The 13,916-nt window shown below is 61.2% G+C and carries 10 protein-coding genes; all 10 read left to right on the top strand.

What is annotated here, in order from left to right; genetic code table 11:
• Window positions 1–148 precede the first annotated feature (148 nt).
• The 10 genes from D109_RS0128320 to D109_RS0128365 all read left to right on the top strand — a co-directional run bounded on the left by D109_RS0128320 (window position 149) and on the right by D109_RS0128365 (window position 13,810).
• The gene (locus tag D109_RS0128320) at window positions 149–1,147 is read left to right on the top strand and encodes an alpha/beta fold hydrolase (protein ID WP_026078278.1); all 999 of its coding nucleotides are present in this window, start codon (window positions 149–151) and stop codon (window positions 1,145–1,147) included.
• Window positions 1,148–1,465: 318 nt separating this feature from the next.
• The gene (locus D109_RS0128325) at window positions 1,466–2,746 is read left to right on the top strand and encodes an alkane 1-monooxygenase (RefSeq protein ID WP_017479885.1); all 1,281 of its coding nucleotides are present in this window, start codon (window positions 1,466–1,468) and stop codon (window positions 2,744–2,746) included.
• Window positions 2,747–2,893: 147 nt separating this feature from the next.
• On the top strand, window positions 2,894–3,388 hold the full coding sequence (gene praA, locus D109_RS0128330) for an alkane oxidation protein activator PraA (RefSeq protein ID WP_017479886.1): 495 nt from the start codon (window positions 2,894–2,896) through the stop codon (window positions 3,386–3,388).
• A 131-nt stretch (window positions 3,389–3,519) separates the two neighbouring features.
• Entirely contained in the window at window positions 3,520–4,023 is a 504-nt protein-coding gene (gene praB, locus D109_RS0128335; protein WP_017479887.1) for an alkane oxidation protein activator PraB, read from the top strand.
• Window positions 4,024–4,149: 126 nt separating this feature from the next.
• Complete coding sequence (locus tag D109_RS0128340) at window positions 4,150–5,556, top strand: outer membrane protein transport protein (RefSeq protein WP_017479888.1); 1,407 nt, start codon at window positions 4,150–4,152, stop codon at window positions 5,554–5,556.
• Window positions 5,557–5,844: 288 nt separating this feature from the next.
• Window positions 5,845–8,382, top strand: coding sequence for an acyl-CoA dehydrogenase (locus tag D109_RS0128345; protein ID WP_017479889.1), 2,538 nt, complete (start codon window positions 5,845–5,847; stop codon window positions 8,380–8,382).
• 160 nt (window positions 8,383–8,542) lie between these two features.
• Window positions 8,543–9,886 carry a 3-oxoacyl-ACP reductase gene (locus tag D109_RS0128350; protein WP_017479890.1) on the top strand — a complete coding sequence of 448 codons (1,344 nt, stop codon included), beginning with the start codon at window positions 8,543–8,545 and terminating at the stop codon, window positions 9,884–9,886.
• Between the two features lie 3 nt (window positions 9,887–9,889).
• The gene (locus tag D109_RS0128355; RefSeq protein ID WP_017479891.1) at window positions 9,890–10,780 is read left to right on the top strand and encodes a MaoC/PaaZ C-terminal domain-containing protein; all 891 of its coding nucleotides are present in this window, start codon (window positions 9,890–9,892) and stop codon (window positions 10,778–10,780) included.
• Window positions 10,777–12,075, top strand: a complete 1,299-nt coding sequence (locus tag D109_RS0128360; protein WP_017479892.1) for an acetyl-CoA C-acetyltransferase — start codon at window positions 10,777–10,779, stop codon at window positions 12,073–12,075. The genes D109_RS0128355 and D109_RS0128360 overlap by 4 nt, the downstream gene beginning before the upstream one ends.
• 31 nt (window positions 12,076–12,106) lie before the next feature.
• Entirely contained in the window at window positions 12,107–13,810 is a 1,704-nt protein-coding gene (locus D109_RS0128365) for an AMP-binding protein (RefSeq protein ID WP_017479893.1), read from the top strand.
• The last annotated feature ends 106 nt before the right edge of the window (window positions 13,811–13,916 follow it).

Consider the following 13,916-nt stretch of genomic DNA (forward strand, 5'->3'; position numbering starts at 1 on the left):
CTAGGCTACGACCCTGTTCCTCATGTGCGACTTATCCGACGGACGAGAGCTTTTACGCACGCAGTTAGGTCCAGGGGTGGACGATGGCTGAGGCCTTGATCAATACCGGTCGGGCCGCCAGCAACGCAGGGATGCAGAGGACCGAGCTATGGCTGTCGAGTGGGTTGTCGCTGCGGGTGTGTGTGTAGGGTTAAGCGTAGTGTTGTGGGGCTTCAGTGCCCGGATGACACGGCGTATAGAAGCCGCTGTTCCGATCAACGGGCGCTTCCTGGAGATCAACGGCGAGCGCTTTCATTATGTAGACGAGGGCAAGGGCCCGCCGCTGGTGATGATCCACGGGCTGATGGGCAGCAGTCGCAACCTGACGTATGCCTTGTCTGCCCAATTGCGTGAGCACTTTCGGGTGATCACCCTGGATCGTCCGGGTTCGGGCTATTCCACCCGGCATGCCGGGGCGGCCGCCGACCTGCCTGGCCAGGCCCGGCAAGTCGCGAGCTTTATCAAGACCCTGGACCTGGATAAGCCATTGGTGCTGGGGCATTCCCTCGGCGGGGCGATTTCCCTGGCGCTGGCGCTGGACCATCCCCACGCGGTGTCCGGATTGATCCTGGTGGCGCCGCTCACCCATCCCCAGCGCATGCTGCCGCTGGTGTTTATGTCGTTGGCGATACGCCCGGGATGGCTGCGACGCTTTATGTCGCACACCCTGACCATGCCGATCGGATTGCTGACCAAAGGCTCGGTGGTCAAAGGCGTGTTTGCTCCCGACCCTGCCCCGGAAGACTTCGCCACTCGCGGCGGCGGCTTGTTGGGCATGCGGCCCGACAACTTCTATGCCGCCTCCACCGAGATCAACCTGGTCAACGATTTCCTGCCGGACATGGTCAAGCGCTACCCGCAACTGACCCTGCCCATCGGGTTGATCTATGGCGCGCAAGACAAGGTGCTGGACTTCCGCAAGCACGGCCAGGCCCTGGCCAGCCGGGTGCCGGGCCTCAAGCTGCAGTTGGTGGAAGGGCGCGGGCATATGTTGCCGATCACTGCCCCTGAGCGTGTCGCGGCCCTGGTCGAGCAGGTGGCCAAGCGTGTCCGGCCACCGGAAAGCGCCACGATTTTGCACCCGCCATTTGCCGTGGCGAGCAAATAATGGTGCGACTGAACTCGCGGTTCCACGCCGTCAATGCTTGCCCTAGACACCTGACCAAAGGGCTGAAAAAGAGACTGCCCGGTCACGTTCAAAAGGGCTCAAGAAACTAGTTGACGACCTAACGATTCCGCGCTATTTATTTAAAAAAATTATTTCAATGTGTAATTTGAAACAATTTTTGAAATGCCTAAGAGCGAATAAAATAATGAAAAAAACGCCTTTTATCGCATGGTTGAATTCTCGGAGCAGTCATCGCTCCGTGTACCTGTCTCGTGTTGATTTTTGCTCCCTGCCCAGCTGCCTCGTACGGAGGTTGCCATGAATCAGACCCTGGCTGCCCCGAACGTCTGGACCGACGGCAAGCGCCACCTGTGGTGGCTCGGCATCATGCCTCTGGCAACCCCTTTGCTCTCTGGCGCCCTGGCCATCAGCACTGGTGTGCAACAACTGTGGTGGGTCGGCGTACTGGTGATCTTCGGCCTGATCCCATTGATCGACGGCCTGCTGGGTGAAGACGTCAGCAACCCGCCGGAATCCGCCGTCAGCAACCTCGAATCCCAAAGCTACTACCGCTGGATCGTCTATACCGGCGTGCTGTTTGTCATCTCCTCGGTGGTGATCACCGGGTGGCTGGCGGCAGGCGGTATCGACTGGATTATCAACGGCGGCCTGCTGCAAGCTACCGCCACCCTGGACCCATCGAGCTGGCTGGCCAAGACCGCCGCGTTCGTAACCGCTCGCACCCAACTGCACGGCGAAATTAGCTGGTTCACCTACCTGGGCATGGCGATGTCCACCGGCGCCGCCACCGGCATCGCCATCAACACCGCCCATGAACTGGGGCACAAGCCGCGCCTGCTGGAAGTCATCCTGGCCAAGATCACCCTGGCGCCGACCTTCTACGGGCACTTCTATACCGAACACAACCGTGGCCACCACGTACGCGTCGCCACCCCGGAAGACCCGGCTAGTTCGCGGTTGGGGGAGAGCTTCTGGGCCTTCCTGCCGCGCTCGGTATGGTTCAGCGCCCGCTCGGCGTGGAACCTGGAACGTGAGCGCCTGCGCAAACTCGGCCTGCCGGCCTGGCACTGGAAGAACGGCGTACTCAGCGCCTGGATGTACAGCGTGGTGTTGTGGGGCGCGATGATTGCGTGGCTGGGCGCGGCAGTGATTCCGTTCCTGATCATCCAGGGCATCTACGGTTTCTCGCTGCTGGAAGTGGTGAACTATGTCGAGCACTACGGCCTGAAACGCCAGAAGTTGCCCAACGGTCGTTATGAGCGTTGCTCGCCACGCCATTCCTGGAACAGTAATCGGATTGTGACCAATATCTTTCTGTTCCAACTACAGCGCCACTCTGACCATCATGCCAACCCAACCAGAAGTTATCAGTCCCTGCGTCACTTTGATGAATCGCCGCAACTGCCCTACGGTTATGCCAGCATGATTGTCTGGGCTTATGTGCCGTACTTGTGGCGACGACGCATGGATCACCGAGTCCTTAACCACTATGCCGGGGATATCACCCTGACCAATCTTCAACCGTCACAACGTTTGAAGTACCTGGAGAAGTACAGCAACACCACCAGACCCTTCTAACGTAAATCAGTCAGTTGTAGGGCGTACTCGGGATCTGTGTATCGCGCAAGTTCTCATCGCCCAGGCTTTACCGGTTTCGAGTACGGCTTAGTTGCAAGACAGTTGTTTGACCCGAACAAAAATAAAATTAAGGGAAGGACGTACACCATGCAAAACCCTGCCAAGTTCACGACGCACATTGTATTGGCCGCCCTGGGCCTGATTGTTTACCACCAGGCCCAGGCCGCCCGTATCGAACCCGCCGGCAGTGCGTTTACTGCCCAGGGGCCCATCAGCTTTTCCAAGGGCGCGCTGATCAGCGCGGACTGCACCATCAAGGTCGCCGGCAAAGTGGCGGCGGATGGCTCGTCGGTGAATGTCGACAAAGTTGAATTCGACGGCGGCCTCAAGTGCAGCCGGGTGGAAGCGATCAACTTGCCGTGGGTATTGGTGGCTAAAGATACCAAGAGCGGCTCGATGTCGAAGATTGCCGTCGATGTGCACGCCTTTGGGTTGGGCGGTAAATGCGGGCCTTCTACCGCCGATGGCACTTGGGATAACGCCACGGGCAAGTTAGAAGCGGCCAATGTGCCGATCGGCGAAGACTGCACGATTAAAACGGTGTCGATCAAGATGCCGCCGACTTTCAAAGTTGTTGAGTAACAGTTAGGCGTTGTAACGGTAATCGAATTGAAATTTGGCTGGAAAGGGAAGTTCTGCAGATTCACCGTGACCTCTCGATCATGGCCATTACCCCTGGCGAATTGACTCGCCATAACATGTGAGGAAAAACAATGAAAAGCTTGAAAACCCTCGTTTGTGTAGGTTCGTTTGCGTTGTGCTTCGGCGCAGCTTCGATGGCCAATGCGGCCTATACCATTGCTCCGGCGGGTTCGCCCTTCGCAACTACCGGCAGCATTACTGTGAAGTCGCCGGCGTCGCTGCAACAGCCTGTAACTTGCAATATTGCGTTTTCCGGCCAAGTGGCGGCTGATGGTACCTACGCTCAGATCAACAGTGCGACCGTCAATGGCAGCAACCCTCTGTGCGGTGTTCCAAAACTGCTGAACCTGCCATGGAAACTGCAAGTGACCGCCGGTGCCAACCCAAGTTACACCGGTACCGTGTCGGTGAACTTCTCGGTTGTCTCTAACTGTGCATCGGCCGCCGTGCCAATTGCAGTGACCTGGAACAACGGCTCCAACCTCCTGAGTATTGCGACACAACAGGCAGTTGGGTCTTGCACCATCACCGCTCTGACTGCAACACCGAACCCAGCATTCGTCATTTCGCCATAAGTACCGCTCCGCGCAAGACGTGATGATCACACGTTGAAATAAACAGGTGCCTCGTCAGAGGCACCTGTTGAGGTAAGCCCGATCGGGGTTAACGCCCGTGATGGAAAAAATAATAAGGAGTGGAGCATGAATAATAAGAAACAACAGGCTCAAGCGTTTCTCGGCCTGGCATTGTTGGGCGGGCTCATGGCCGCGGCAGGGTCGGTCCAGGCCGGCGGCTTCGCGACTCCGACCTATGGTGCCCAAGGCTGGGGCCGTGCCTTCGGGGGTGGCTCGCTGTTTCAAAACGATCCATCCGCGGCGTTCAACAACCCGGCGGCCATGGCCTTTATCGATCGTAACGTCGCCGAGCTCACCGTCAACTATGCGCGGATCAACATCAAATACAAAGGCACCGAAAAGGACTACGCCGGCAATGCGCCGCAGCTGGTAGACCCGGATACGCTGGCCGGCACGCCCAATGACAACAAAGGCGGGCAGGGCGGCTTCACCGCTTGGGTACCGACCGGATTTGCGGTGATGCCGATTGGCGATCGCTTCGCCTTTGGTCTGAGCCAGGTGGTTCCCATGGGTGCACGTACTACATGGGATTCCGACTGGATTGGACGAGATTTTGCCGTCGACACGCGCATTGAAACCGTTGGCCTGACGGGCGCGCTGTCGTTCAAGGTGAATGATCAGTTTTCCATTGGCGGCGGTGCAATTGTTCAACATACCAAAGGCTTCGTCAGCCAGAACATAGACCTGTATTCCGCCGCGGCCGTGTCTCCGATCGGACTTCAGTTTCCTTCCGGCGTAGGCCATTCGCTGATTCGCGTCAAGGTGGACAATACCTCCGTCGGCTGGTTTGGCGGCCTGGCCTGGAAGCCTACAGACAAAGATACCTTGGGCCTTGCCTACCACGCCAAGATCAAGAACAAGCTGGAGGGCAAATACAATATCTACGCTGACCCCTTGAGCCAGTCGCTGATCGAGGGCGGTCTCCCAGGCCTTGCCTACCCAGGTCTGGACCTGAAGCTCAACGGTGCCAACGCCAGCACACAACTTGATGTCCCGGCCAACGCCACCATCGACTGGGTTCACCAGTTCAGTGATCGTTTCAGCCTGGGTGCCAGTGTCATGTGGACCCAATGGTCGTCATTCAAAGCGCTGACCTTGAAGTCTGACGGCAACCAGATTGTGTCGATTCCTTATAACTACAAGGACGCCTGGATGGTCTCCCTCGGCGGTGACTATAAACTCACCAACGATCTCACTGTGCGCGCCGGTGTGGCCACGGACCAGACGCCAACCCGTAACTCCACCCGTGACCCACGCATCCCGGATGGTGACCGGATCTTCACATCCCTGGGCTTTGGCTACAAAGTTCGTGCAATTCCGGGGTTGGGTATCGACGGTTCCTACTCCCACCAATTCGTGGAAAAAGCCAAGCTGCAAACCCACAACCAGGATCGTCTGGGGGCAGCCACCCTGGATGGCAAGGCGGACGCCTATGGAGACGTAGTCAGTATGGCGATCTCCTACGAGTTCTGATCCACCGTTGTGGCGTGTGTCGGTGTCAGCCTGCAGTCAGCGCATCTTTCTGCACGTCTCACACTGGTATTGCATCGACGGGTCGCCCACGCGACCCGTTCCGATCCCTTTTCCACTGACCTGAACGGCTGATTCATTCAGCCGCTATTTTTTCGCCCAAGCATTAAATAAAAATTTCAAAACAAAATTTGAATTTATCTTTTCAAGTTTGTAGTGTGGCTTTACGTCACAGGTCATTCCGATCTGCTTGAGCGTTGGCCGTACCCTGAATCGAGTAGAGGTATCCCCATGGTTATCTGGTTATTGGCGGGACTCGCAGCAGCGATTGCCCTGGCGTATCGACAAGCCGCTGCCACCCTCTGGCTGGGTGGCGGCCTGGTCTGGCTGGCGGTCGGTTACCTGTTCAGCGTGGTGGCCGGTTTCGGCGCCAGTGTGGTGGCGGTGCTGGTGGTGTTGCCCGCGCTGCTGCTGACGATCAAACCCCTGCGCCGTGCGCTGTTGACCAGCAAGGCCCTGGGCCTTTTCCGCAGCATCATGCCGGCGATGTCCGACACCGAGCGCGCGGCCATCGAGTCCGGCACCGTGTGGTGGGACGCCGAGCTGTTCAGTGGCAAACCGCGCTGGGAGCGTTTGCTGCAAGCTGCACCGGCCAGCCTCAGCGCTGAAGAACAGGCCTTCCTCGATAATGAAGTGGAGACCCTGTGCGACATGTCCAACGACTGGGAAACCACCCAGGTCTGGCAAGACATGTCCCCCGAAGGCTGGCAGTACACCAAGGATGCCGGCTTCCTCGGCATGATCATTCCCAAGCAGTACGGCGGCAAAGGCTTCTCCCACTATGCGCATTCGCAGGTGGTGATGAAGCTCTCGACCCGTTGCTCGGCGGCGGCGATTTCGGTGATGGTGCCCAACTCCCTGGGCCCGGCGGAACTGCTGTTGCACTACGGCACCGACGCCCAGCGTAATTACTACCTGCCACGCCTGGCCCGTGGCGAAGACATCCCGTGCTTCGCCCTGACCAGCCCGTATGCCGGTTCCGACGCGGGGGCGATTCCAGACCTGGGCGTCGTCTGCAAGGGCCTGCACGAAGGCGAGGAAGTGCTGGGGTTCCGTGTGACCTGGGACAAGCGCTACATCACCCTCGGCCCAATCGCCACCGTGCTCGGCCTGGCATTCCGCGCCGAAGACCCGGACGGTTTGCTCGGCCAGCCCGGCTCCCTGGGCATCACCTGTGCGCTGATCCCGACTTCCCATCCGGGGGTGAACAGCGGCCGGCGTCACTGGCCACTCAACGCGGTATTCCAGAACGGCCCAACCACTGGCAAGGATGTGTTTATCCCGCTGGATTGGGTAATCGGTGGCCGCGAGCAAGTGGGCAACGGCTGGCGCATGCTGATGGAGTGCCTGGCGGCTGGCCGGGCGATTTCCCTGCCGTCGGCCAACGTCGGCCTGGGCAAGGTGGCCGTGCGCGGCACCACCGCTTATGCGGCGATGCGCAAACAATTCGGCCTGCCCATCGGCAAGTTCGAAGGCGTACAAGCACCATTGGCCCGCATGGCCGGGCATCTGTATGCCTGCGATGCGGTGCGCAAGGTGTCGGTGGCGTCACTGGATGCCGGTGAAAAGCCGTCGGTGATCTCGGCCATCGCCAAATATCACGTTACCGAACGTGCGCGGATCATCGTCAACGACGGCATGGACATCGTCGCCGGCAAGGGCATCTGCATGGGCCCCAACAATTTCCTCGCCCGGGCCTACCAGCAAAGCCCCATCGCCATCACGGTGGAAGGCGCGAACATCATGACCCGCTGCCTGATCATCTACGGCCAGGGCCTGATTCGTTGCCATCCCTATGTGTTCCGCGAGATGGAAGCGGCGCGCAACACCGACCGGCGCAAGGCCCTGGTGGATTTCGACAGCGCGATGTTCGGCCATCTGAGCTTTGTGCTGGCCAATACCGTACGCGCAGCGGTGCATTCGCTGACAGGCGGGCGCTTGATTTCCGTGCCTGGCAAAACCGATCCGGCGCTGGCGTCCTACTACCGCCAGGCCAATCGGCTGTCGGTGGTGCTGGCGTTGATCTCGGACATTTCCATGGGCGTGCTGGGCGGTGCCCTCAAGCGCAAGGAAAGTATCACCGGGCGGCTGGGAGACATTCTGTCCCAGCTGTACATCCTGTCCTGCGTGCTCAAGCGCTTTGAAGATGATGGCCGGCCCCAGGCAGATCTACCGCTGGTGCATTGGGCGGCTCAGGACGCCTTGCTGCGGGCCCATGAAGCCCTGGCTGAAGTGCTCGACAACTATCCGTCGAAAGCAGCGGCGGCGGTGGTGCGTGGCTTGACCTTTCCGTTTGGCATTCCCCTGCGCAAACCGTCGGATCGCCTGCTGGCGCAAGTGGCGGAACTGGTGCAAGTGCCGGGGGAAAGCCGTGACCGTTTGCTGGGCAATTCCTACATCCCTCGGCCGGAAATCGACAAGCTGGCTTATGGCGAACTGGCCTTGCGCCTGTTGCCACAGGTGGAACTGATCGAGGCGCGGCTCAAGGGTGCAATCAAGCAAGGCCTGATCGAACCGATGCCGATTTCCGGTACCGCGTTTACCCCGTGGCGGGTCAAGGCACGGGCGCTGGACCTGATCAGCGACGACGAGGACAGCTTGCTGGCGCGCTATGTGGAATATGGCGATCACGCGATCCAGGTGGACGACTTCCCGCAGGACTTCGGTTTGCTGGAAGCCTTGCAACAGCGCCAACAGGCGCTGGAACAGGCCGCCAAACCGAGCGCAAAACGCCGCGCCAATCAAAGCGAAAACGCGCCGGTCAACTGATTGGAACTGGAGGAACACAGTCAATGTGGGAGGCTGGCTTGCCTGCGATAGCGTTGGTTCAGTGCCAGATGCATTGGCTGATACACCGCAATCGCAGGCAAGCCAGCTCCCACAGGGATCGGGTTTCCATGGCAAGACAGTGTTGTGAGTGAATTTATCCATGAGTGACAGCTACCTCTCTTTCGTCAATTCCCCTTGGGGCCGCTGGCTGGCCCAGACGGCGGGCCTGCCACAACCCTTGGCGCTGCAACGCCATCGCAGCGGCCAACACGGCCTGGCCAACCCGGTGATCATGGCCGGGGCAGGGCGCCTGGCTGCTGAGATCCAGCGCATCTTCAGTGCCACCGACACCGTGCCCGCCACCGCCGCGACCCTCAAGGCGCCCTCTACAGTCAAAGTCCAGGGCGCGGTGTTCGACGCCAGTGCCATCGCCGACGTCAAGCAACTGGACGAGCTCTACGAATTCTTTCACGCCAACGCCAAGCGCCTGGGCCAACACGCCCGGGTGGTGGTGCTGGGCACCGCGCCGGAACTGTGCAAGGACTTGCCGCAGGCCGTCGCTCAACGCGCCCTTGAAGGGTTGGTGCGCTCACTGGCCAAGGAGCTGCGCCGGGCGATCACCGTGCAGTTGATCTACGTCGCACCGGGTGCCGAAGGTGCGCTGGAAAGCAGCCTGCGGTTCTTCCTGTCGCGGCGCTCGGCCTATGTCTCGGGGCAGGTGGTACGCCTTGAGAAACCGGTCGAAACCCAAGCCGAAATCAACTGGGACAAACCCCTCGGCGGCCGCCGCGCCCTGGTCACCGGCGCATCCCGTGGCATCGGCCTGGCAATCGCCCAGGTGCTGGCCCGTGACGGGGCGCAGGTGGTCTGCGTGGATGTGCCCCAGGCCCGGGAATCACTGCAACAAGCGGCCAGCTGTGTCGGTGGTACGGCCCTGGCGCTGGACATCACCGCCACCGACGCTGCGCAGCAGTTGCAAGACCATGTCAGCCAGCACGGCGCATTCGACGTGGTGGTGCACAACGCCGGCATCACCCGCGACAAGACCATCGCCAAGATGACCGAAGCGGCGTGGCGCAGCGTACTGGCGGTGAACCTGGAAGCGCCGCTGCACCTGAGCACGGCCTTGCTGGAAAGCCAAGGCCTGAACCCGGGTGGGCGGATCGTGTGTGTCTCGTCGATTTCCGGCATTGCCGGCAACCTCGGGCAGAGCAACTACGCCACGTCCAAGGCCGGTGTGATCGGCCTGGTCCAAGGCCTGGCACCGCAAGCGGCGGCGCAGCAGGTGACGGTGAATGCGGTGGCCCCCGGTTTTATCGAAACCCAGATGACCGCGAAGATCCCGCTGATGATTCGCGAAGCGGGGCGGCGGATGAATTCCATGTCCCAGGGCGGGGAACCCATCGACGTGGCGGAAACCATTGCCTGGCTGGCGCATCCGGCTTCCGGCGGGGTCAATGGCCAGGTGGTGCGGGTCTGCGGCCAAAGCCTGTTGGGAGCCTGACCTATGGACTATGTGACTCAGATTATTGACCCACCGCCCTCACGCTCGCGGCTGCTGCTGGACGGTGTCCTGGCCCTGCGCAAACCCAAGGTGGAAGGGGCGCCGATGTTACCGAAAGACCGTCTGGTGCGTTCGGCCGTCGAGCTGTCTGCCCAGGGGATCGCGGCCTACGGTCGGGCCTGTGGTTTCCGCCGCGAGCAAGGCGTACCGCTGTCCTATCCCCATGTGCTGGCGTTCCCGTTGCACCTGATGCTGTTGACCCGGCCGAGCTTCCCTTACCCCGCCAGCGGCATGGTGCATTTGGCCAATCGCATCCGTCAGCATCAACGGCTCGAGGAGGGCCAGGCCCTGCGGCTGGAGGTGTATTGCGAGCGCTGGGTCGCCCATCCCAAGGGCCAGGCTTTGAGCATCGCCACCCGTGCCTACAGCGCGGGCACCCTGGTGTGGGAGAGCGACAGCCTGTACCTGCGCCGTGACGTAAAAGCCCCGGTCGGCGAACCGTGGGACGACGTGCTGCCGTTGCAGGAGGCAGGTTTGCTGCGTACCCAACGCTGGGTGCTGCCGGCCGACCTGGGGCGGCGTTTCGCCAAGGTCTCGGGGGATTTCAATCCGATTCATACCTCGGTGATCGGCGCCAAACTCTTCGGCTTTCGCCGGGCCATCGCCCATGGCATGTGGACCCTTGGCCGCGCACTGGCCGCCCAGCAACCGCCGGGTGGATTGGACCAGGCCGAAGCCCACTGCGACTTCAAGTTGCCGATCTTCCTGCCTGGCCAGGTCGCCTTGTGGAACGTCCCGCCAACCGGCCCGCGCCGTGAGTTTGAAGTGCGCAATTTCGCCGGTGACAAACCCCATATGCGTGGGCTGTTTATCTGGAATGAGAACCCTCGATGAGTGACTACAGCTTCAACCCGGCCCCGACCCGCCGCGTGGCGATTATCGGCGGCAACCGCATTCCGTTCGCCCGTTCCAATACGGTGTATGCCCATGACAGCAATCAGGATTTGCTGGTCGCCGCCCTGCAAGGCCTGGTGGATCGCTACAACCTTCACGGCCTGCGCCTGGGCGAGTTTGCCGCCGGTGCGGTGATCAAGCATTCCCGGGATTTCAACCTGGCCCGGGAGAGCCTGCTGTCCACCACGCTGTCTCCCGAAACCCCGGCCTACGACCTGCAACAAGCCTGCGGCACGGGCCTGGAAGCGGCGTTGCTGGTGGCGAACAAGATCGCCCTCGGGCAGATCGAAGTGGGCATCGCCGGCGGCTCCGACACCACCTCCGATGCGCCCATCGGCATCAACGAGTCCCTGCGCCGCACCTTGCTTTCAGCCAACCGCGCCAAGGGTACCGGCGCCAAGTTGAAGGCCTTGATGGGCGTGCGTCCGTCGATGTTCTTCAAGCCGCTGCTGCCGCGCAATGGCGAACCGCGTACTGGCCTGTCCATGGGTGAACACTGTGAAGAAATGGCCAAGCGTTGGCAGATCAAGCGCCTGGCCCAGGACGAACTGACCCTCACCAGCCACCAACGGTTGGACGCGGCGTACAAGCAGGGGTTTTTCGAAGATTTGATCAGCCCGTATCGCGGCCTGGCCCGGGACAACAACCTGCGGGCCGACACCAGCCTGGAAAAACTCGCCGGCTTGTCACCGGCCTACGACCGCCAGAACGGCACGCTCACCGCTGGCAACTCCACGCCCCTGACTGACGGCGCCTCGGTGGTGCTGCTGGCCAGCGAGGAATGGGCCGCCGAACGTGGCTTGCCCGTATTGGCGTACCTGCGAACCGGCGAAACCGCAGCGGTGAATTTCGTCGACGGCACCGAAGGCCTGCTGATGGCCCCGGCCTACGCCGTGCCACGCATGCTCAAGCGCGAAGGCCTGACGTTTGCTGACTTCGACCTGTTCGAGATCCACGAAGCCTTCGCCGCCCAGGTGCTGTGCACCCTCAAGGCCTGGGAAGACCCGGAGTACTGCCGCGACCGACTGGGCCTCGACGCGCCGTTGGGCAGCATCGACCGCGCCAAAATGAACGTCAACGGCGGCTCCCTCGGCTGCGGTCACCCGTTCGCTGCCACTGGCGGCCGGCAGCTCGCAGCACTGGCCAAGGCCATCCACCAGCGGGGCGGCGGCCGAGGCTTGATTTCGATCTGCGCGGCGGGTGGGTTGGGCATTACCGCTATCGTCGAAAAGTAGTTCCGACCATAAAAACAACAAGGAGACTGCCATGAACGCTGTAAGCCTGGAACAGACCGAACGCCTCTGGTTGAACGCTTACCTGCCCGGCGTACCGGCAGACATCGACGCAGGCATCGAGGACTACCCGTCGTTGCGCGAGGTGTTCCTGGAGCACCTGCACAAATTCAGTGAGCGCGTGGCCTACGTCAGCATCGGCACCGAGATGACTTACGCTGACTGGGAAGTGCAGGGCATCGCCTTTGCCGCGTGGCTGCAAGCCCAGGGCGTGAAGAAGGGCGACCGGGTGGCGCTGATGATGCCCAACTGCTTGCAATACCCGATCTGCCTGCTGGGCACGATCCTCGCGGGTGCCGTGGTGGTCAACGTCAACCCGCTCTACACCGCCCGGGAGCTGCAGCATTTGCTCAAGGACAGCGGAGCGGAGACCCTTGTGATTTTCGAAAACTTCGCCCATACCCTGGAGAAGGTGGTCGCGGCCAGCACCGTCAAACGCGTGGTGATTGCCGCCATCGGCGACTTGCTTGGCACTTTCAAGGGCGCGGCGATGAACTTCATCCTGCGCAACGTGCAGAAGCAGGTCCCGCGCTTCAACCTGCCGGGCGCCGTGCGCTTCAACCAGGTGTTGAAACAGGGACGCGGCCAGACCCATTTGGCCGTGCCGATGAACCGCGAAGACCTGGCCTTCCTGCAATACACCGGCGGCACCACCGGCGACGCCAAGGGCGTGATGCTCAGCCATCGCAACATCATCGCCAACCTGTTGCAGGCCAAGGCGTGGGTGGGTGATCAACTGGACCAGAACCAGCAGGAAACCAACGTCACGCTGCTGCCGCTGTACCACATCTTTTCCCTCACCGTGAACTGCCTGATGTTCATGTGCCTGGGCGGGCGCAACATCCTGATCGCCAACCCACGGGACGTGAAGCGGGTGCAGATGATCCTGCGCAAGGAGCGTTTCAACGGGATTGCCGGAGTGAATACGCTGTTCAATGGCCTGCTGGAAAACAAGGAATTCTGCGCCCGGGACTTTTCCGACCTGCGCATGGTGATCGCCGGCGGCATGGCCACCCACACCGCTGTGGCCAAACGCTGGAAGGAAGTCACCGGCTTGCCGATCATCGAAGGCTACGGCCTCACCGAGTGCTCGCCGGTGGTGAGCATCAGCCCCATCGACATCTCACGCATGCGCGAGATGGAATTCACCGGCAGCATCGGCGTGCCGCTGCCCTCGACCTGGGTACGGTTTGTTCGTGAGGACGGTGAACTGGCGGAGGTGGGCGAGCAGGGCGAACTGCAAGTGCGCGGGCCGCAGGTGATGCAGGGGTACTGGAAGCGCCCGGCGGAAACCGCCGAGGTGCTGGATGCCGAAGGGTGGTTGTCCACCGGCGATATCGGGGTGATGAATGAGCAGGGCTTCATCCGCCTGGTAGACCGCAAGAAGGACATGATCCTGGTGTCCGGGTTTAACGTGTACCCCAACGAAATCGAAGACGTGGTGGCGTTGCATCCCGGCGTGGCGGAAGTGGCGGCGATTGGGGTGGAAGATGGCGTGACCGGCGAGCGGGTGAAAATCATCGTGGTGCGCAAGGACCCGAGTTTGACCCAGGAGCAGATTCTGGCCCATTGCCGGGAGTACCTGACGGGGTACAAGGTGCCACGGTATGTCGAGTTTCGTACGCAGGAGTTGCCCAAGACGACGGTGGGCAAGGTGCTGCGAAGGGCACTGCGCTAAGCCTTACGATCGTTCCCACGCTCTGCGTGGGAACGCCTCTTGTGACGCTCTGCGTCACGCTTTGGACGCGGAGCGTCCGGGGCTGCATTCCCACGCGGAGCGTGGG

The organism is Pseudomonas sp. PAMC 26793 (assembly GCF_000313235.1).
GTDB classification, from domain to species: Bacteria; Pseudomonadota; Gammaproteobacteria; order Pseudomonadales; family Pseudomonadaceae; genus Aquipseudomonas; species Aquipseudomonas yamanorum.

Coding starts and splice junctions, on each gene's coding strand:
- D109_RS0128355 (WP_017479891.1), top strand. CDS start 9,890: ATGGACTATGTGACTCAGATTATTGACCCACCGCCCTCACGCTCGCGG.
- praA (WP_017479886.1), top strand. CDS start 2,894: ATGCAAAACCCTGCCAAGTTCACGACGCACATTGTATTGGCCGCCCTG.
- praB (WP_017479887.1), top strand. CDS start 3,520: ATGAAAAGCTTGAAAACCCTCGTTTGTGTAGGTTCGTTTGCGTTGTGC.
- D109_RS0128325 (WP_017479885.1), top strand. CDS start 1,466: ATGAATCAGACCCTGGCTGCCCCGAACGTCTGGACCGACGGCAAGCGC.
- D109_RS0128320 (WP_026078278.1), top strand. CDS start 149: ATGGCTGTCGAGTGGGTTGTCGCTGCGGGTGTGTGTGTAGGGTTAAGC.
- D109_RS0128340 (WP_017479888.1), top strand. CDS start 4,150: ATGAATAATAAGAAACAACAGGCTCAAGCGTTTCTCGGCCTGGCATTG.
- D109_RS0128350 (WP_017479890.1), top strand. CDS start 8,543: ATGAGTGACAGCTACCTCTCTTTCGTCAATTCCCCTTGGGGCCGCTGG.
- D109_RS0128365 (WP_017479893.1), top strand. CDS start 12,107: ATGAACGCTGTAAGCCTGGAACAGACCGAACGCCTCTGGTTGAACGCT.
- D109_RS0128360 (WP_017479892.1), top strand. CDS start 10,777: ATGAGTGACTACAGCTTCAACCCGGCCCCGACCCGCCGCGTGGCGATT.
- D109_RS0128345 (WP_017479889.1), top strand. CDS start 5,845: ATGGTTATCTGGTTATTGGCGGGACTCGCAGCAGCGATTGCCCTGGCG.